The following is a 17172-nucleotide window of genomic DNA, read 5'->3' as shown; positions in this document are numbered from 1 at the left end:
TAACGCCTAAAAATTGCTTGTAAAGGGCAGGGGAGGCATTTTTTTTGGACTGAGGGGTTCGCGGGCGAGAATGGGGGCGCTTTAGGAGCGATGTTCAAGGGGGCGACGAGGGGCGCGTGGGCGACGCGTGAAAAGGCCCCTGCCGCGTGTCGCGGCAGGGGCCTTGATTCGGATCGTTCAGGGCGGATGGATCAAAGGCCTTTTTGCGCCATGAGATGAGCCAGGTCGGCCACACGGCAGGAATAGCCCCATTCGTTGTCGTACCAGATCAGCACCTTGGCCAGGTTCCCGGCCTGGACCGTGGTGAAGTCTGCGTCCACCACGCCCGAGTGCGGGTCGGCGATGAAGTCCGAGGAGACCAGGGCCTCTTCGGCGTAGCCGAGTATGCCCTTGAGTTCATTCTCGGAGGCTTCCTTGAAGGCGGCTTTCAGTTCCTCGGCCGTAGTGTCGCGTTCGAGTACGGCCACGAAATCCACCAGGGAGACTGCGGGCACGGGCACGCGTACCGAATAGCCGTCAAAGCGCCCGGCCATCTCGGGGATGACCTTGGCCACGGCCTTGGCCGCGCCGGTCGAGGTCGGGATCATGTTGCAGGCGGCGGCTCTGGCCCGGCGCAGATCCTTGTGCGGCAGATCGAGGATGCGCTGGTCGTTTGTATAGGCATGGACCGTGGTCAGCACGCCCTTGGCCACGCCGAATTTGGCATGCATGACCTTGACCGCCGGTGCCAGGCAGTTGGTCGTGCAGGAGGCGTTGGAGACGATGTGGTGGATGGCCGGATCGTACTTGTCCTCGTTCACGCCGATGACCACGGTCAGATCCTCGTCCTTGGAAGGCGCGGTGATGATGACCTTTTTGGCTCCGCTTTCAAGGTGCTGCCCTGCTGTGGGCCCGGTGCGGAAAATGCCCGTGGATTCGATGACGATGTCCACGCCGCACGACTTCCAGGGGATGAGCTTGGGATCGCGCTGGGCGAAGCTCTTTATCTCCCATTCGCCGCCTACCCGGATGGTATCCGCGTCTGCCTCCACCGGAGCCGCGAAGTGCCCGTAGGAGGTGTCGTGACGGAGCAGGTGGGCGTTGGTCTGGGTGTCGAAGAGGTCGTTGATGGCCACGACTTCCAGGGTGTCGCGGTGGCGTTGCCAGATGGTCTTGAGCACCTGCCTGCCGATGCGTCCGAAGCCGTTTATTCCTATTCGTGTTTTTTCCATAAGATGCTCCCTAGTCTTCAAAAACCTGGTAGTCGTAAGCGTTTATGAGTTCCATCTGGCGCTTCAATGTCTGGTGCATGCGCGCGTTTTCGATGGCGATGGCCGAAATGTTGGCGATGGCCTGCAAAAAACCGATCTCTTCCTCGTCAAACTCGCGGCGCTCACCCGTGTAGACCCTGAGCACTCCGATGGGGCGGCTGCCTTCCACGAAAAGCGGGGCCACCAGCACGGAAACAAGCCCTTCCTTGGCCGCTTCGTCGCCATATTGAAAGCGCGGGTCGGACCCTGCGTCGGCAATCTGGACCACCTTGCCGGTGAAGGCTTCGCGGTCCAGGCCGCTCTTGGCCACCTCGACCACGCCTTTTTTGGCGTAGCGTTCGCTCAGGCCAAAATAGGCTGCGGGCTTCAGGACCTTGCCGCTGCGGTCGAGGAGCCGGATGAAGCATCCCTTGACGCCCATGGCCCGGGTCACCTGTTCCGCGATCCGGCTCAAAACCTCGCTCGGGTCGAGGCTTGAGTTCACTGTACGACTGACTTCGTAAATAATTTCGTAGAGGCGTTTTTTACTCATGATTTCCTCCGTTCATGTCTAAAACTTCGCGAAAGCCATACATGACGAAGGCGCAAGAGAACAACACCTTTTCGCTTCTGGAATAAAAATGCGAATTGAATGATCAAACAAGAGTGACTTTTTCCGCGTGTGTCTTGAGTTTTCCACATGCAGAGGATACGAGGCCCCAAAATCTTTTACAGGAGTATTTATGGAACGTACCTTTTCCATCATCAAACCCGACGCCGTCGCCCGCAACCTTCAGGGCGAAATCATGGCCATGATTCAAAGCGCGGGGCTGCGCGTCGTGGGCATGAAGATGATCCAGCTGACCAAATCCCAGGCCGAAGGCTTTTACGCCGTGCACAGCGAACGTCCCTTTTTCGGCAGTCTTGTCGAATACATGTGCTCCGGCCCGTGCGTGGTCATGTGTCTTGAAGGCGATAACGCCGTGCAGAAGTACCGCGACCTGATGGGCGCGACCAACAAGGACAACGCCGCCGAAGGCACCATCCGCAAGAAATACGCGCTGGACATCGAAAAGAACTCCTGCCACGGTTCCGACGGTCAGGATACCGCGGCGGTCGAAATCGCTTACTTCTTCAACGCACTGGAGCTGGTGGGATAATGAAAAGATTCGGGTTCATCGGGCTTGGGAACATGGGCGGGGCCATCGCCAGAGGCCTGGCATCGGGCGGAGCTTTCGCCCTGCACGGATTTGATCCCAGCGAGGGCATGTGCCGCAGGAATGCGGACATTATGACCATCCATCCGACTGCCCTGGAGCTGGCCCGGAATTCGGACTATGTCCTGCTGGCCGTCAAGCCGCAGGTCATGCGTCCGGTGCTGACCGGCTTGGTCCCGGCCCTTGGACCCGAAACCTGTCTTGTCTCCATCGCCGCCGGGGTCACCCTGGACCAGCTGGTTGAATGGTCGGGAAGGAAATGTCCCGTGGTGCGCGTCATGCCCAACACTCCGGCCATGGTCGGCAAGGGCGTGTACGCTCTGTGCTTCGACCACGAACTCCTGGACGAGGGCCGCAGGCAGACCATGCTGGATGTTTTTTCCTCCATCGGCCAGGCCCACGTGCTGCCGGAAAAACTCTTCGACGCCTATACCGGCCTCATCGGTTCCGGCCCCGCCTACGTCTACGCCTTCATGGAAGGCCTCATCGACGCCGGCGTCACCCTCGGGCTGACGCGGGCCCAGGCCACCAGCATGGTCTCGGGGCTGGTTTCGGGGTCGGCGCTCATGGCCGAGGCCGAGGGCGCCCATCCGACACTATTGAAGGAAATGGTCACCTCGCCCGGCGGGACGACCATCGCGGGCCTCAACGCCCTGGACGAACACCGCTTCAAGTTCGCGATCGGCCGGGCGGTCCGGGCGGCCGCCGAACGCAGCAAGGAACTTGCGGATTAGGGCGGCCACGAGCCGCCTTTTCTATGCCGTATTCATTTCGTAGCGCACGCATTCTCGCCCAGCCCGTAACCGGGGCCGAGACTCCGGAAATAGAGACTGTCTATGCCGGAAACAGGGAGCTGCTGCTCCTTCTGGACCGCGAAAACGATCCCCCGGTCCTGGCCCGCCGCTTTGTCGAGCACCAGAACCTGCCGCCGCGCGGTTGCCCGTCCTCCCTGCACAACCTCATCCTGCGCGAACCCATGGACAGCGATGTCATCGGGCTCTTGAGCCTGTACACCGGATATCCCAAGGGCGATGTCGCCTATGTCGGCGAGCTGTTCCTGAGTGCCGAATTTCAGGGCATCGGTCTGGGCCGGGAGGCTTATCTCAGCCTGGAGGCCATGCTGCGTCCGGGACCCATGACTCGGGTGCGGGTGGGGGTGGGCCTCAAGAACTGGAATGCCCTGCGGTTTTGGATCAGGCTTGGTTTCATGCACGTCACCGGGATGAGCGGTGACCGTTTTTTTGGCCCCGGCAGGCACGCTTTCCTGGAACTGCAGAAAAATCTGTGATCCCGGACGGATCAGTCGGCGGTAATATCTTGACATGACACGTGAGGCGGGGCTAAACGCAACTCCTCGGGCGATTAACTCAGCGGTGAGAGTGCCACCTTCACACGGTGGAAGTCACAGGTTCAAATCCTGTATCGCCCACCACCGACCGCACAAACCCTTTCAGGCAGCCGCCCGGAAGGGTTTTTTCGCTTATGGAGCATCCATGCAGATACAGGACGATTACGAACTTCTCGACAGCGGAAACGGACAGAAACTGGAACGCTTCGGCTCCGTCATCCTGGCCCGCCCATGCGCTCAGGCCGTATGGGAACCCTCGCTGCCGGCGCTCTGGGAGTCCGCCAGCGCCACCTTCGACCGCAAGGACGGGCTCAACTGGCACGGCCGGGAACGTCTTCCCGAGGAATGGGTCGTGACCGTGCGCGGGGTGCGCATGCGTCTTTCGACCACGGATTTCGGACATCTCGGCATTTTTCCCGAGACGCTTGATCTGTGGGAGTGGATTGCCGCCGCCGTGCGGCAGGGTGCGGCCGAGCGCAAGGAGGCCCCGCGTTTTCTGAACCTCTTCGCCTATTCCGGGGGCGCGACCCTGGCGGCGGCCCTGGCCGGGGCGCAGTGCTGCCACCTTGACGCGTCAAAGGGCATGGTCGAGTGGGCACGCGGCAACGCGGCCTTGAACGGCCTTGAGGATTCTGGGACCAGGTTCATCGTTGACGATGTCGGCGCCTTCCTGAAACGCGAGGTGCGTCGCGGGCGCAAGTACGATTGCGTTCTTCTCGACCCTCCGTCCTTTGGGCGCGGCAAGCGCGGCGAACTCTACAAGGTCGAAAAAAACGTGCAGGAGACTCTTGATCTGGTGCGCCAGGTTTTGAGCGACGATCCGCTTTTCGTCATCCTGACATCGCACACGCCGGGATTTTCACCCATCGTGCTCAGGAATCTGCTGGAGCAGACTTTCGGAAAAGGAAGGCTGGGGTGCGGAGAAATGCTTCTGCATGGCGCAGAGGAGGTTCTGGATCTGCCCAGCGGCACATGGGGACGATGGGAAGCAAAGAGCTCCGGCATTTGAGCTTTCAGATTCGGGATTTGAAATCAAGAGGGCCAAGCCCCCGATTTTTGATTGCGGATCGCGTCAGCCGAGGCTCCACCAGCCAAGATAGCTGCCGGTGATGGTCAGGACCACGGTACACAGCAGGGCGGCGGGCAGCAGGGTGCGCAGCATGCCGCGAATGCGCGCTGGGGACCAGGTCACTCCGAGCGGGCCGAGGAAGGGTTTGTCCTTGATTTCCCCGAAGTAGCGGGTTGGACCGCCCATGCTCACTCCGGCCACATGGGCCGCGGCGCTCATGGGCCAGCCGGCGTTGGGGCTGTCCATGCTCCGGGCGTCCCGCGCGATGCGTTCCCAGGCGGCAGGGCGCAGCAGCAGCCATCCCGTGGCCCAGATGGAGATCGCGGCCAGCCGCGCGGGCAGCCAGGCCAGGATGTCGTCGGCCCGCGCCCCGGCCTTGCCGAGTTCCTCGAAACGCTGCGTGCGGTAGCCCCACATGGAGTCCACGGTGCTCACGGCCTTGTAGGCCCACAGCGCGGCAGGGCCCATAATGCAGAGCCAGAAGAGGGGGGCCACGAAGCCGTCATTGAAGTTTTCGGCCAGGGTTTCGCCCAGGGCGCGGCAGACCTCGTCCTCGGTCATGTCTTCCGTGTCCCTGCTGACCAGCCCGGCCAGATGCGCGCGGGCTGCCGCCAGCCGCCCTCCTTCGAGCAGGGCCAGCACGGTGTTCGTTTCCCGCACCAGGCAGCCAAGGGCCAGACCCGCATAGCCAAGATAGAGGGCCAGGATCTCGCCCACCAGGGGCAGTCCGGTCAGCAGACGGACCATCAGCGCGCAGCCCAGGGCCACTGCGGCGACGCTCAGTGCTCCGCCGATGCGTGGTCCAAGGAAAAAGGATTTTGCCCAGTCTTCAAGACGCTCAAGCATTTTGCCGATGAGCCGCACCGGGTGCGGCCAGTCCCTTGGATCACCGAAGAGCAGGTCCAGGGCCACGCAGCCCAGCAGAAAGACAAGCAGTGACAGGTTCAGCGGCAGATTGTAGAGCGTGTCGGGCATGCGCGTCTCCGGTGGTTACGGGGCGTCCGGCCGGTCCTCTCGCAGGTCCAGCTCCCCGGTCTGACGATAGGCCTCGTAAAGAAGCACGGCTGCGGCATTGGCCAGGTTGACGCTTCTGACCTCCCCCCAGATGGGGATACGGATGAGATCGGCGGCGTCATGCAGGACTTCCGGGGGCAGGCCCCGGGTCTCGGGGCCGAGCACGATGATGTCGTCGGCCCTGAAGGAAAAACGGTGATAGGCCACTCCCTGGCGCGCGCTGGTGAAAACCAGCCGTCCCGGATCCCGGCCCTCCAGGAAGGCGGCCCAGGACGGCCAGATGCGCTTGTCCACGTGGGGCCAGTAGTCAAGGCCAGCCCGCTTCAGGTACTTGTCGTCCAGGCTGAAGCCCAGTGGCTCGATCAGGTTCAGGCGGGTGGTGGAGGCGGCGCAGAGCCGGGCGATGGTCCCGGTGTTGGGCGGGATTTCCGGCTCGTAAAGGGCGATTTGCATCTTGGAGTCTCTTTAAGTATTTTTCATGGCTGTCACGGCCGGCGCACGGACGCGTCGCCGACTCGTCATCCACTTGGCTTTCAAACCCGCTTCCGTCAAGAACAGCGAAGTCAGGAGAACACATGCATCTGCTCGTCACCGGAGGCTGCGGCTTCATCGGTTCCAATTTCATCCAGCACATGCTTGCCACGCACGACGATGTGGTCATCGTCAACCTCGACAAGCTGACCTATGCGGGCAACCGCCGCAATCTGGCCGAGGAAGAGGCCCTGCACATGGGTCGCCGCTATCATTTCGTGCATGGCGACATCTGCGATCAGGAGCTTGTGCCGGAGCTCATGAAGCGCTTTGCCTTCGATGCGGTGCTCAATTTCGCGGCCGAATCGCATGTGGACCGCTCCATAAGCGACCCCTTTCCCTTTGTCACGACCAACGTGCTGGGCACTCAGAACCTGCTGGAGGCCGCAAGACGGGCTGAGATTCCGCGTTTCGTGCATATTTCCACCGACGAAGTCTACGGCACCCTGGGGCCCACCGGGCAGTTCACCGAGGACACCCCCCTGGCGCCCAATTCCCCGTACTCGGCGTCCAAGGCCTCCTCGGATCTCCTGGCCCGAGCTTATTTCCACACCTACGGGATGCCCGTCATGGTCACCCGCTGCTCCAACAACTACGGTCCCTACCAGTTTCCGGAAAAGCTCATCCCCCTGGTCTATCTGAAGGCCTCCCGGAACGAGTCCATCCCAGTCTATGGCGACGGGCTGAACGTTCGGGACTGGATCTATGTCATGGATCATTGCCGGGGCGTGGAGGCTACGCTCTTCAAGGGCAGGCCCGGCGCGGTGTACAATTTCGGGGGGGACGCCGAGCGGACGAATCTGGAAGTGGTGCGCCTCATACTGCGGCTGACGGGCAGGAGCGAGGATCTCATCACCCATGTTACCGACCGGCCCGGCCATGATCGCCGTTACGCCATGGCTTTCGAGCGCTCCACGGCGGATCTGGGCTGGACCCCGCAACACTCTTTCGAGGACGGCATGGCCCGCACCCTGGCCTGGTACAAGGCCAACGAGGCCTGGCTTGACGAAGTGCAGAGCGGCGCCTATCGCCAGTTCATGGATGCATGGTACCAAAAGAGGCAGGCATGAAGAGCGCGGTCGTACTGGGCGGCAAGACCGGCCTGCTCGGACAGGCGCTTTGCATGGCCCTGTCCCGGCGGGGATGGACCGTGAATGCGCCGGGGCGCGACGAGCTGGACCTGTTCGAACGTCCGGCCGTGGAGGAATACCTGGCCCGAACCGAAGCCGCGGTGGTTTTCAACACCGTGGCCTACACCAAGGTCGATCAGGCCGAAGACGAACCGGCCGAGGCCTCCAGGCTGAACCGGCAGCTGCCGCTGGTTCTGGGCAAGGCCGTGCGGAATGCCGGGGTTGCCCTGGTCCATTACAGCACGGATTTCGTTTTCAACGGCAGAAAGACAAGTCCCTATGCCCCCGGGGATCAGCCCGCGCCCGGTTCGGTCTACGGCCAGACCAAGCTGCAGGGCGAGCGGGAGCTTTTGGCACTTGATCTGCCGAGTCTGCTCATCATTCGCACCTCGTGGCTTTTTGGTCCGTGCAAGACCAATTTCGTGACCCGCATCCTGGAGCTGGCCGCGACGCGGCCGGAACTTTCCGTGGTTCATGACCAGATCGGCAGCCCCTCCTACACCCCGGATCTGGCCGCCGGTTCGCTGGCGCTGCTGGACAAGGGCGCGACGGGCATCTTCCATCTGGCCAACGCGGGCCAGGCAAGCTGGTGCGAACTGGCCACGGAGGCTGTCCGAGGGGCGGATCTGGCGTGCCGGATCAAGCCCATCCCTTCGTCCGAATACCCCCAGAAGGCCTGCCGTCCGGCGTATTCGGTCCTGGACCTGAGCGCCTTCACGGCCGTGACGGGCATTGCGCCCCGTCCGTGGTTGCAGGCCCTGCGCGAATTTCTTTTCTCCCGGGAAGACTGCCTGTCATGATCCTGAGCAAGCGCGAAACCGCAGTCCTCACCGCAGTGGTCGAGACCTATGTGGAGACCGCCATGCCCGTGTCGTCCCAGGCTCTGGCCGTGGGCCTTGGACTGAGCCCCGCGTCGCTGCGGTCAACCATGGCCGCCCTGACCGAGAAAGGATATCTGCAGCAGCCGCATACGTCCGCCGGACGGGCTCCGACGGTTCCGGCTTTTCGCTATTATCTCGACCAGGTATTAAAGCTTGGTCCCCTGCCGCGCAGGGAACAGTCCCGCCTGCACGACCACATCCAGCCGGGCGCAGGGGATTTGCCCCAGGTTCTGCGCCGCGCCGTCCGAACTCTTTCGACCCTGACCCGTCAGGTGTGCGTGATCATGGCCCCGCGTCAGGACCTGGCCCGCTGGCGGCAGATAGATTTCGTCCTCTTGCGGCCGGGCATGATCATGGCAGTGCTGGTCATGCAGGGCGGGCTGGTCAGCAATCGCCTGGTGCAGATGGACGAGAGCCTGAGCGCCGATGATCTCGTGCGCTACGGGAATTACCTGAACAGCCTGTTCGAGGGCCGTACCACCCATGAGGTGCGCGGCGAGATCGAGCGTCAGCTGCACAACGTGCGCAAAACCCTGGATGCCTATCGCAGGGCCTGGGAGCTGGCCGCGCAGGCCCTGTCCGAGGAAGAACAGCCCGAGGTCTTCGTCGGTGGCGCGAGTCATCTCACGGATCAGCCCGAATTCACGGAGCTGGAGACCATCCAGGAGCTGTTGCGACTCATCGAGGAGCGCTCGCGCCTGCTTGAACTCCTGGACAAGACCTCGGCCAGCCAGTCCGTCTCCGTTAGCCTGTCCCAGGACATGCCCGGACTTGCGGGATGTTCGCTTGTGGCCTCTCCCTACAGCGCTTTTTCCACCAATCACGGCACCTTGGCCGTGCTTGGGCCGGTGCGTATGAACTACGCACGCATCATGCCCATGGTTGACTTTGCCGCTCAAATACTTAGTCAGTGCCTCAAATCCCGCTTCTAAGGATACTCGTGAAGCGTTTTATCAAATATTTCAAGGATCAGGAGTTTTTCATGTCCAATAAGGAAAAAGAGGGCCAGAACCCGGAAGAAGTGCAGACCGAAATGCAGACCGAAGAAACGCCGGAGCTGACCCTGGAGGAGAAGTACGTCCAGGCCCTGGCCGACGTGGAGGAGCTTAAAAAAGACAACCTGCGCGTCCTGGCGGACAGCGAGAATTTCAAGAAGCGTTTGCAGCGCGAAAAGGAAGACTATTTCAAATTCGCCACCTCCGCCATCCTCGAGGAGATCATTCCGGTCATGGACAACCTCGACCTGGCCCTGGCCCACGGCAAGCAGGCCGAGGCCTGCAAGGATCTGGTCACGGGCGTCGAGATGACCATGAACATTTTCCTCGACACCATGAAGAAGCATGGGCTGGAGCAGATCGCCGAAGTGGATGTGCCTTTCGATCCCGCGCGCCACGAGGCCTTGGGGCAGGTCGAGCGGGATGACGTAGGTGAAAACACGGTCTGTCAGATGCTGCAGAAGGGCTACATGCTCAAGGACAGACTGCTGCGTCCGGCCAAGGTCATGGTCAGCCGCAAGGCGGGGGCCTGAGGCCATGGCACAGATTGTCGCGGTGCTCGGAGCGAGCCACAAGCCGGAACGCTACTCGAACCAGGCCGTGCGCATGCTCAAGGAGCACGGGCATTCGGTCATCCCGGTCACGCCGGGTCGATCCGTCATCGAGGATCTGCCCGTCGTGTCCAGCCTGGACGCCATCGATGGCAAGGTGGACACCCTGACCCTTTATGTCGGGCCGGAGCGCAGCGCGCAGCTGCAGGATTCCATCCTGGCGCTTAAGCCCGGACGGGTGATCCTCAATCCCGGCACGGAATCGGCGACACTGGAGCAGGCCCTGACGGACGCGGGCATTCCCTGGGAGCACGCCTGCACTCTGGTCATGCTTAGAACCGGACAATTCTAGACGACACATCTCTAATCGGGGAGCCCCTGTGGCTCCTCGACTTTTCACCCCGCAAGCGCGCCGTTTTCCAGGGCCAGGGTCCAGGCCCAGACCGCAAGGGCCAGTCCCGCCGCGCCGCACATAGCCCCGACCCGCGCCTTCCATCCCGTTGCCCCGTGCCAGTCGCCGACCAGTAATCCAAAGGGCAGACCACAGCACATACCGAAAAAATGCGCGCCCAGGTCCACGCGTTCCTCGCCCGCGCCAAGCATGGCCAGCAGGCTGAAACCGAAGCCCAGAGCCAGCAGCAAGACTTGCCCCCGTGAGCCGCGCTCGGCCCGGCACGCGCCTCCGGCCAGGACGCCGATCAGTCCGAACACGCCTGTGGACGCGCCCACGCTCAAGTGATCGGGCGCTTGTGCCCAGGCGTTCAGGGCATTGCCGAGGCCACCCGAGAGCACAAAGAGCCCCCAGGTCAGACCCGATCCGATGCGGCGCGCCAGGAGCGAGGCGAGCACCGCCAGCGCTCCGGCGTTGGCCAGCAGATGCCCTGCGTCGGCGTGCAGGAACAGGGCGGTCACGCAGCGCCACCACTGTCCTTCAAGGATGAGCCCAGCGTCGGCCCGGCCCGCGACATGCCAGGAGATGCGCCTGCCCAGTCCCTGGGTGTCGAGCCACATGGTCAGGCCCAGGAAGGTGGCGATGACCAGCAGGCTGACCCAGGAGTTGTCGGGCAGGGGAGCCGGGCGGGATCGGGGCCGATTTTCCTCTTCGTAGGCGATGATTTCGCGCACCGCGAGCGATGCCAGGGCTGGTGCGACCAGCAGTTTTCCATGATCGAAACGGTGCAGGAATCTTCGACTGGACAGGACCAGGGCCCAGGCGCGGATGGTGGCCTTGTCCGGGCTGTGCTTCGAGGTCGCCAGGGCCAGAGTGGGCAGGATGTCGATCACTTAAAAAATGGAAATCTGCCCGCGCACGAAGGACCAGGCCAAGCCCAGGTATTCGTGCACGGCCATGTTGCAGGTCTTGATGTTGTCCGCGCCGGGCAGGAAATACTCGGGCTCGCCCTTGTCACGGTAGCAGGTCGGAGCGGGGATGGGCCTTAGTCCCTGGTTTTCGAACAGCTTGACGGCGCGGGGCATGTGCGAGGCCGAGGTCACCAGTACAAAGGCGTCGGAACCGGCCAGGGTCTTGATGTGAATAGCTTCGTCGTGGGTGTCGAGGGCCTTGTCCGAAAGCACGATCCGGGCCGGGTCGAAGCCCAGGTCCACGGCTGCTGCGGCCATGACCTGGGCGCTTGACTGCTCGTCTTTGTATTTGCCGCCTGAAAGAACAAGGATGGAACCCCGAAACCGGTTCGCCACCCGAATGCCTTCGGTGAGCCGGTACAGGGCCGCCTGTTCGAGCATGGACCCGGGGGAGAGGCGCTTGTCCGTCCAGTGTCCCGCACCGAGCACTACCACCCATTTGACGGGCTTTTTGACGATTTCCGCACTGGCTAGATTCAGGGGCGGGTAGGCATCCTCAAGGGGACGGATCATGTACCCTGAGACGGAATTGAGGGAAAAGGCGTAGAGCAGGAGCGCGCCCATGACAAAGGGGGCGATGGCGTCCTTGGCGCGGCGCAGCAGCACGTAGAGCATGCCGAGGGCGAAAAGAATCAGACAGATCGCCAGGGGCATGAAAAGCGTGCCCAGGGCTTTCTTGAGGATAAAGCCCGCGCCCACGCTCATGTGCCGACTCCCATGCGCCGTTGCAGCAGGACCATGTCGGCCAGGACCAGTCGGACCATGGCCGAGAGCACCGGGACCACGCGCGGGATGGCGCAGATGTCGTGCCGTCCGCCGACGCGGATGGTCCGCGCTGCCCCGAAGCGGTCGCGGGTGTGTTGGTCGAGCGCAATGGAGGGGATGGGTTTGATGGCGGCGCGCAGCACAATCTCCTGGCCGCTTGAGATTCCGGCCAGGATTCCACCGGCGTTGTTGGACGCAAAGCCCGTATCCAGCATGGCGTCGTTGTTTTCGCTGCCGCGCATGCGGCTGGCCGCAAACCCGCTCCCGATCTCGACTCCCTTGACCGCGCCCACGCTCATGAGCGCAGCGGCCAGGCGGGCGTCGAGCTTGTCAAAGACCGGTTCGCCGAGCCCCGCAGGCACGCCCTGGGCTCGGATTTCGACGATGCCGCCCAGCGTGTCGCCTTGGGCCGCGACCTCCTTGACCAGTTTCTGCCAGCGCAGGACCGCGTTGTCGTCAGCCGCGAAGAATTGGCGGTGCTCCGCGCCCCCCATGTCCAGGCTCTCGGCCGCGATGCCGCCAAGTTCCACGGCGGCGGCCCGGACAGTGATCCCGAGCGGCTCCAGAAACGCCCCGGCCACGGCTCCACCCGCCACGCGCGAGACGGTCTCCCGGCCCGAGGAGCGGCCTCCGCCGCGATAGTCGCGCAGCCCGTACTTGGCCTCGTAGGTCATGTCTCCATGACCCGGCCGGAAAACGTCTTTTATATCGCCGTAGTCGCGGGAACGCTGGTCTGTGTTTTCGATGGCGAAGCCGATGGACGTGCCCGTGGTGCGGCCCTCGAAGACGCCGGACAAGAGCCGGATGCGGTCCGGTTCGTTGCGGGCGGTGACGGCCAGGCCGCCCTGACCGGGTCTGCGCTTGTCGAGTTCCGTCTGAATGGCGGCCTCGTCCAGGATGATCCCGGCGGGACATCCGTCCACCACCCCGCCCAGGGCCGGGCCGTGGGATTCGCCGAAGGTCGTCAGTTTGAAGATGCTGCCGAAAGTGTTTCCCGCCATGGGTTCTCCAGGGGCCAGGCCCCGGCTAGTAGTCTTTGCCGCGCTTGCACCAGTCGGCGTATACGTCTTCGAATTCTTCCTCGCTCAGCGGGCTCTGATCGTACATCCCGGCGGCCAGGCGCTGGCGCATGGCCTCGTAGAGGATGGTCGCGGCGGCCACGGACACGTTCAGGCTCTGAACCATGCCGAACATGGGGATGTAGATTTCGTCCGGTACATGGATCTTGACGTCGGGGTCCATGCCCCGGTGCTCGTTGCCGAGAATGATGGCCGTGGGTTTGGTGAAATCGATATCCATGATGGGCCTTGCCGTGGAGCTGAAGCCCGTGCCCACGATCTGCATGCCCCGGTCGCGCAGGCCCTGGATCATGGTTCCTGCTTCGCGGTGGCGGGTCAGGTCGATCCATTTCTTGGCGGAACCGGAGGAGCTGTTGGCCAGGGATGGAAATTTTTCCTTGGTGTAATAGAGGTGCACGCCGAACACCCCGAAGGCGTCGCAGCTGCGCAGGATGGCGGACACGTTGTGCGGGTCGTGGATATTGTTCAGTACCAGCGTCAGGTCGGGCTGGCGTTTGGCCAGTACGGCTCTGAGCTTGGTTTTGCGGTCTTCGGTCAGAAATCTGTCAGGCATGGGCTCGAATTTGGTTGAGGTGTTGATGATGAACGCGGTCTGTACCCGCATCGGCCTCTCTTGGCAAAGTCTGAACTCAGCGTCGTAAATGGAGGAGGTATTCCTGGTTGCCCTTGGGGCCCTTGATCCCTGCCGCGACGGAGCCCAGGACGCGCAGTCCGAGCTCCTCCCGTGCGAATTCCTGTATTTCGGCCACGGCTCTGAGCTGCAACTCCTCCGAGCGGACTACTCCCTTGACCGCGTGCTCGGGCCCCAGTTCGAACTGCGGCTTGACCAGGGCCAGGATCTGCCCTTCGTCCTTCAGGAATTGCAGGCAGGAGGGCAGGATGAGTCGCAGGGAGATGAAGGAGCAGTCGGCCACCACCAGATCCACTTTTTCGGGAATGAGGTCGGCGGTGGCGTGGCGCAGGTTGACCCGCTCCAGATTCACGACGCGCGGATCCGTGACCAGCTTCCAGTGCAGCTGGGCGTGCCCCACGTCCACGGCGTAGACCCGCGCGGCCCCGAATTGCAGCAGGCAGTCCGTGAATCCCCCGGTGGAGGCCCCTGCGTCAAGGGCGACCATGCCGCTCACGTCCAGGGCGAAATGCCCAAGGGCCGTGAGCAGCTTGTAGCCGCCGCGCGATACGAAACGCTCCGCCTCCTTGAGCTCCAGCCGCGCATCGCGCGGAATCTGCTGCCCGGGCTTGGCCACGGGGGTCCGGGCCTCGCCCTGGAGCAGCAGAACCTGGCCGGCCATGATCATCCGCTTGGCCTTTTCGCGACTCTCGACCAGCCCCTGTTCGGCCAGGACCACATCGGCCCGATCGACTTTCTTGGCCATCCCTCTACCCTTGGAGTTTTGGCGCGGGCTCGTCGGCCCAGAAGATCAGGCCCAGGCTGTGTGCGTCGCGCAGCAGTGGGTGGTGCGGCAGGATGCGCACGGTAAATCCGAACTTGCCGGTGGCCATGGGCATGGCCTTGCCGCGATACACGTACCAGCCGTCCGCCGTGCGTTCATCCGGACTCATGAGGAAGGTGGACCTGCTCGCGAATTTGCCGGTGTGATCGAGGGGGCCGGTGTAGATCTCCACGCGGATGTCCTGGATGCCGAGTCCCTCGACCTTGACCTCGGCGCTGACCTCAAGGTTCTCGCCGACGAACATCTCATGGGCCGTGATGCACTGCACGTTGCGGATGTCCAGCCCGCCCCAGTGGGTGAGCAGGTTCATGCGCCACTCGGCCAGTTCCATGACCGGGCGGTACTCGTTGGCCGAGAGCTTGCCGTAGCTGATGTTGGACGGGAGATAGGCGCGTTTGGAATATTCCTCGACCATGCGGTGCCCATTGAAGACCGGACCCAGGGTTTTGAGCGCCTGCTTCATCTTCTGCACCCAGCGCCTCGGGAAAGAGCCCTGTGCGCGGTCGTAGAAGAGCGGGATGACGTCTTTTTCGAGGATGTTGTAGAGGGTCTGGCTCTCCACGAAGTCCTGGTATTCGACATCGTCGTATTCCTCGGCGTTGCCGATGGCCCAGCCCACGGAATTGTCCGGGCTCCAGGCTTCGTCCCACCAGCCATCGAGGGTGCTCAGGTTAAGGACGCCATTGGCCATGGCCTTCATGCCGCTGGTGCCGCAGGCCTCAAGCGGGCGGCGCGGGTTGTTGAGCCAGATGTCGCAGCCCTGAACCAGATAGCGGGCGACCTGCATGTCGTAGTCTTCCAGAAAGACCATGGACGCGCGGCTTTCGGGGGACTGGCAGAGGCTGATGAGCTCCTGGATGATTTTCTTGCCCTCGTTGTCCCGGGGATGAGCCTTGCCAGCAAAGACGAACTGCACCGGGCGGGCGGGGTCGGTGACGAGGCGTTTCAGGCGGTCATCGTCCTTCAGGAGCAGGTAGGCGCGCTTGTAGGACGCGAAGCGCCGGGCGAAGCCGATGGTCAGGGCCTCGGGATTGAGGACATTGTCCGCCACTTCGAGCTCCCAGCTGCGGCCGCCCCGGGACATGATCTGCTGCTGTAGCCGGCGCCGCACGAAATCGACCAGGTGTTCCCGCAAGCGCTCGTGGGCGCGCCAGAGCTCGATGTCCGGGATGGATCCGAATTTTTCGCCGACCCTTTCGCAGTCCGGGTCTTCGCGCCAGGACTGGCCGAGGAAGCGGTCGTAGAGAACGGACATTTCAGGCGCCACCCAGGTCGGGAAATGGATGCCATTGGTGACCCAGGTGATGGGCACGTCCTCTTCGGGGTACTGGGACCAGACATTGGCCCACATCTTGCGCGAGACCTTGCCGTGCAGTCGGCTTACGCCGTTGTTGAACCGGGACAGGCGCAGGGCCAGGATCGTCATGCAGAAGTGCTCGGCCTCGTCGCGGGTGTTTTCCCGGCCAAGGGCCAGGAAAACCTTCCAGGAGAGTCCGAGGTCTGCGGAGTATTCCTGGAAGTATCTGGCCATGAGGTCCGGGGAGAAACGGTCGTTGCCCGCCGGAACAGGCGTGTGCGTGGTGAAGACCGAGCTCTGGGCGACCAGTTCCAGGGCCGCCTCGAAAGACAGGTGCCGGTCCTGCATGAGCACGCGGATTCTTTCCAGACCGGCAAAGGCCGAATGCCCTTCGTTCATGTGGATGACCCGGGGCGAGAGGCCCATGGCCTCCAGGGCCTTGATGCCGCCGATGCCGAGCAGGTATTCCTGCATGAGGCGCATTTCCAGATCGCCGCCGTAGAGCTGGGAAGTCAGTTCCCGGCGCTCGGGCGTGTTTTCGGGGATGTTGGTGTCCATCAGAAAGAGTGGCACGCGACCCACGTCGGCCCGCCAGACGCGGAAATAGAGGGGCTTGCCCTGCATCTGGAAACGTACCTTGAGCGGCAGGCCCTCCTCGTCGAGCACGGCAAAGAGGGGCATCTGCTCGAAGTCATTGGGCTGATAGCGCTCCTGCTGCCAGCCGTCGTGAGTCAGGTACTGGCGGAAAAATCCGCGCTGGTAGCAAAGGCCGATCCCGACCAGTGGAATGTTCAGGTCACTGGCGGATTTGAGATGGTCTCCGGCCAGCACGCCAAGCCCTCCCGAATACACGGGCAGGCATTGGGCGATGCCGTATTCGGCGCTGAAATAGGCGACCACCGGCCCGCTATCGAGGGCGTCGAGCCCGGTCATGGGGCCGCGCTTGGAGATGTATTTTTCGAAACCCGCCGCAATGGTTGACAGACGGTCCAGAAAGAATTCATCCTCGCCCAGTTCTTCCAGTGTGCTCTGAGGCAGATGGTTCAGGAACCAGACCGGATTGTGTTCGCTTTTTTCCCACAGTTCGCGGTCTATCTGGGCAAAGAATTCCTCGATTTCATGCTGCCATGAAAAATAGAGGTTGCTTGCCAGCGTCTTGAGCGGCAGAAGTTTTTCCGGAAGCTTGGGCACAACTGTATAGACATGCAATGGTTGCATAAATCCCCCTGTCATAAATTTGTAACGCATCC

19 protein-coding genes and 1 tRNA gene are annotated in these 17172 nt (G+C 62.6%); 10 read left to right on the top strand and 10 right to left on the bottom strand.

What is annotated here, in order from left to right; genetic code table 11:
* Positions 1-191 precede the first annotated feature (191 nt).
* On the bottom strand, positions 192-1211 hold the full coding sequence (gene gap, locus BMZ40_RS04735) for a type I glyceraldehyde-3-phosphate dehydrogenase (protein ID WP_092372971.1): 1020 nt from the start codon (positions 1209-1211) through the stop codon (positions 192-194).
* A 10-nt stretch (positions 1212-1221) separates the two neighbouring features.
* Positions 1222-1782: a GAF domain-containing protein gene (locus tag BMZ40_RS04730; RefSeq protein WP_092372970.1), complete on the bottom strand. Its 561-nt coding sequence runs from the start codon at positions 1780-1782 to the stop codon at positions 1222-1224.
* Positions 1783-1972: 190 nt separating this feature from the next.
* Between BMZ40_RS04730 and ndk the strand changes: the two genes are divergently transcribed.
* The 5 genes from ndk to BMZ40_RS04705 all read left to right on the top strand — a co-directional run bounded on the left by ndk (position 1973) and on the right by BMZ40_RS04705 (position 4803).
* On the top strand, positions 1973-2389 hold the full coding sequence (gene ndk, locus BMZ40_RS04725; protein WP_092372969.1) for a nucleoside-diphosphate kinase: 417 nt from the start codon (positions 1973-1975) through the stop codon (positions 2387-2389).
* The gene (gene proC / locus BMZ40_RS04720; protein ID WP_092372968.1) at positions 2389-3180 is read left to right on the top strand and encodes a pyrroline-5-carboxylate reductase; all 792 of its coding nucleotides are present in this window, start codon (positions 2389-2391) and stop codon (positions 3178-3180) included. Before ndk ends, proC begins: the two co-directional genes overlap by 1 nt.
* 23 nt (positions 3181-3203) lie before the next feature.
* Positions 3204-3734, top strand: coding sequence for a GNAT family N-acetyltransferase (locus tag BMZ40_RS04715; protein WP_092372967.1), 531 nt, complete (start codon positions 3204-3206; stop codon positions 3732-3734).
* A 68-nt stretch (positions 3735-3802) separates the two neighbouring features.
* Positions 3803-3878 (top strand) — tRNA-Val (locus BMZ40_RS04710).
* 61 nt (positions 3879-3939) lie between these two features.
* Positions 3940-4803, top strand: coding sequence for a class I SAM-dependent methyltransferase (locus BMZ40_RS04705; RefSeq protein WP_092372966.1), 864 nt, complete (start codon positions 3940-3942; stop codon positions 4801-4803).
* 63 nt (positions 4804-4866) lie between these two features.
* Here BMZ40_RS04705 and cbiB read toward each other — a convergent pair whose 3' ends face one another.
* Complete coding sequence (gene cbiB / locus BMZ40_RS04700; RefSeq protein ID WP_092372965.1) at positions 4867-5838, bottom strand: adenosylcobinamide-phosphate synthase CbiB; 972 nt, start codon at positions 5836-5838, stop codon at positions 4867-4869.
* 15 nt (positions 5839-5853) lie between these two features.
* Entirely contained in the window at positions 5854-6330 is a 477-nt protein-coding gene (locus tag BMZ40_RS04695; RefSeq protein ID WP_092372964.1) for a tRNA (cytidine(34)-2'-O)-methyltransferase, read from the bottom strand.
* A 122-nt stretch (positions 6331-6452) separates the two neighbouring features.
* On the opposite strand from BMZ40_RS04695, the gene rfbB reads away from it, so the two are divergent.
* From rfbB to BMZ40_RS04670, 5 genes are read left to right on the top strand one after another with little or no spacing between them, the layout of a single operon-like run.
* Positions 6453-7478 carry a dTDP-glucose 4,6-dehydratase gene (gene rfbB, locus BMZ40_RS04690; protein WP_092372963.1) on the top strand — a complete coding sequence of 342 codons (1026 nt, stop codon included), beginning with the start codon at positions 6453-6455 and terminating at the stop codon, positions 7476-7478.
* On the top strand, positions 7475-8338 hold the full coding sequence (gene rfbD, locus BMZ40_RS04685) for a dTDP-4-dehydrorhamnose reductase (RefSeq protein ID WP_092372962.1): 864 nt from the start codon (positions 7475-7477) through the stop codon (positions 8336-8338). Before rfbB ends, rfbD begins: the two co-directional genes overlap by 4 nt.
* A complete protein-coding gene (gene hrcA / locus BMZ40_RS04680) occupies positions 8335-9351 on the top strand; it encodes a heat-inducible transcriptional repressor HrcA (protein WP_092372961.1) in 1017 nt (338 codons plus the stop codon). The genes rfbD and hrcA overlap by 4 nt, the downstream gene beginning before the upstream one ends.
* A 50-nt stretch (positions 9352-9401) precedes the next feature.
* Positions 9402-9947 carry a nucleotide exchange factor GrpE gene (gene grpE / locus BMZ40_RS04675; RefSeq protein ID WP_092373136.1) on the top strand — a complete coding sequence of 182 codons (546 nt, stop codon included), beginning with the start codon at positions 9402-9404 and terminating at the stop codon, positions 9945-9947.
* 4 nt (positions 9948-9951) lie between these two features.
* The gene (locus BMZ40_RS04670) at positions 9952-10317 is read left to right on the top strand and encodes a CoA-binding protein (RefSeq protein ID WP_092372960.1); all 366 of its coding nucleotides are present in this window, start codon (positions 9952-9954) and stop codon (positions 10315-10317) included.
* Positions 10318-10361: 44 nt separating this feature from the next.
* Here the strand turns inward: BMZ40_RS04670 and BMZ40_RS04665 are convergent, their stop codons facing one another.
* From BMZ40_RS04665 to glgP, 6 genes are all read right to left on the bottom strand, one after another.
* Positions 10362-11249 (bottom strand): rhomboid family intramembrane serine protease, encoded by an 888-nt coding sequence (locus BMZ40_RS04665; protein WP_092372959.1) that lies wholly within the window; start codon positions 11247-11249, stop codon positions 10362-10364.
* Positions 11250-12032, bottom strand: a complete 783-nt coding sequence (locus tag BMZ40_RS04660; RefSeq protein ID WP_092372958.1) for an ElyC/SanA/YdcF family protein — start codon at positions 12030-12032, stop codon at positions 11250-11252.
* Positions 12029-13093, bottom strand: coding sequence for a chorismate synthase (gene aroC / locus BMZ40_RS04655; protein WP_092372957.1), 1065 nt, complete (start codon positions 13091-13093; stop codon positions 12029-12031). Before aroC ends, BMZ40_RS04660 begins: the two co-directional genes overlap by 4 nt.
* A 25-nt stretch (positions 13094-13118) precedes the next feature.
* Positions 13119-13724 carry a TrmH family RNA methyltransferase gene (locus BMZ40_RS04650; protein ID WP_092373135.1) on the bottom strand — a complete coding sequence of 202 codons (606 nt, stop codon included), beginning with the start codon at positions 13722-13724 and terminating at the stop codon, positions 13119-13121.
* Positions 13725-13800: 76 nt separating this feature from the next.
* Entirely contained in the window at positions 13801-14547 is a 747-nt protein-coding gene (locus tag BMZ40_RS04645; RefSeq protein WP_092372956.1) for a TlyA family RNA methyltransferase, read from the bottom strand.
* Positions 14548-14551: 4 nt separating this feature from the next.
* On the bottom strand, positions 14552-17140 hold the full coding sequence (gene glgP / locus BMZ40_RS04640; RefSeq protein WP_092372955.1) for an alpha-glucan family phosphorylase: 2589 nt from the start codon (positions 17138-17140) through the stop codon (positions 14552-14554).
* Between the last annotated feature and the right edge of the window lie 32 nt (positions 17141-17172).

It is taken from the genome of Desulfomicrobium apsheronum, assembly GCF_900114115.1.
In the GTDB taxonomy this organism is placed as follows: domain Bacteria; phylum Desulfobacterota; class Desulfovibrionia; order Desulfovibrionales; family Desulfomicrobiaceae; genus Desulfomicrobium; species Desulfomicrobium apsheronum.
Note: the sequence above shows the minus strand (reverse complement) of the source record. Positions and strands in the feature narration are given on the sequence as shown.

Coding starts and splice junctions, on each gene's coding strand:
- hrcA (WP_092372961.1), top strand. CDS start 8,335: ATGATCCTGAGCAAGCGCGAAACCGCAGTCCTCACCGCAGTGGTCGAG.
- BMZ40_RS04650 (WP_092373135.1), bottom strand. CDS start 13,724: ATGCCTGACAGATTTCTGACCGAAGACCGCAAAACCAAGCTCAGAGCC.
- proC (WP_092372968.1), top strand. CDS start 2,389: ATGAAAAGATTCGGGTTCATCGGGCTTGGGAACATGGGCGGGGCCATC.
- BMZ40_RS04660 (WP_092372958.1), bottom strand. CDS start 12,032: ATGAGCGTGGGCGCGGGCTTTATCCTCAAGAAAGCCCTGGGCACGCTT.
- BMZ40_RS04670 (WP_092372960.1), top strand. CDS start 9,952: ATGGCACAGATTGTCGCGGTGCTCGGAGCGAGCCACAAGCCGGAACGC.
- aroC (WP_092372957.1), bottom strand. CDS start 13,093: ATGGCGGGAAACACTTTCGGCAGCATCTTCAAACTGACGACCTTCGGC.
- BMZ40_RS04730 (WP_092372970.1), bottom strand. CDS start 1,782: ATGAGTAAAAAACGCCTCTACGAAATTATTTACGAAGTCAGTCGTACA.
- cbiB (WP_092372965.1), bottom strand. CDS start 5,838: ATGCCCGACACGCTCTACAATCTGCCGCTGAACCTGTCACTGCTTGTC.
- BMZ40_RS04705 (WP_092372966.1), top strand. CDS start 3,940: ATGCAGATACAGGACGATTACGAACTTCTCGACAGCGGAAACGGACAG.
- rfbD (WP_092372962.1), top strand. CDS start 7,475: ATGAAGAGCGCGGTCGTACTGGGCGGCAAGACCGGCCTGCTCGGACAG.
- gap (WP_092372971.1), bottom strand. CDS start 1,211: ATGGAAAAAACACGAATAGGAATAAACGGCTTCGGACGCATCGGCAGG.
- ndk (WP_092372969.1), top strand. CDS start 1,973: ATGGAACGTACCTTTTCCATCATCAAACCCGACGCCGTCGCCCGCAAC.
- BMZ40_RS04645 (WP_092372956.1), bottom strand. CDS start 14,547: ATGGCCAAGAAAGTCGATCGGGCCGATGTGGTCCTGGCCGAACAGGGG.
- rfbB (WP_092372963.1), top strand. CDS start 6,453: ATGCATCTGCTCGTCACCGGAGGCTGCGGCTTCATCGGTTCCAATTTC.
- BMZ40_RS04715 (WP_092372967.1), top strand. CDS start 3,204: ATGCCGTATTCATTTCGTAGCGCACGCATTCTCGCCCAGCCCGTAACC.
- glgP (WP_092372955.1), bottom strand. CDS start 17,140: ATGCAACCATTGCATGTCTATACAGTTGTGCCCAAGCTTCCGGAAAAA.
- BMZ40_RS04695 (WP_092372964.1), bottom strand. CDS start 6,330: ATGCAAATCGCCCTTTACGAGCCGGAAATCCCGCCCAACACCGGGACC.
- grpE (WP_092373136.1), top strand. CDS start 9,402: ATGTCCAATAAGGAAAAAGAGGGCCAGAACCCGGAAGAAGTGCAGACC.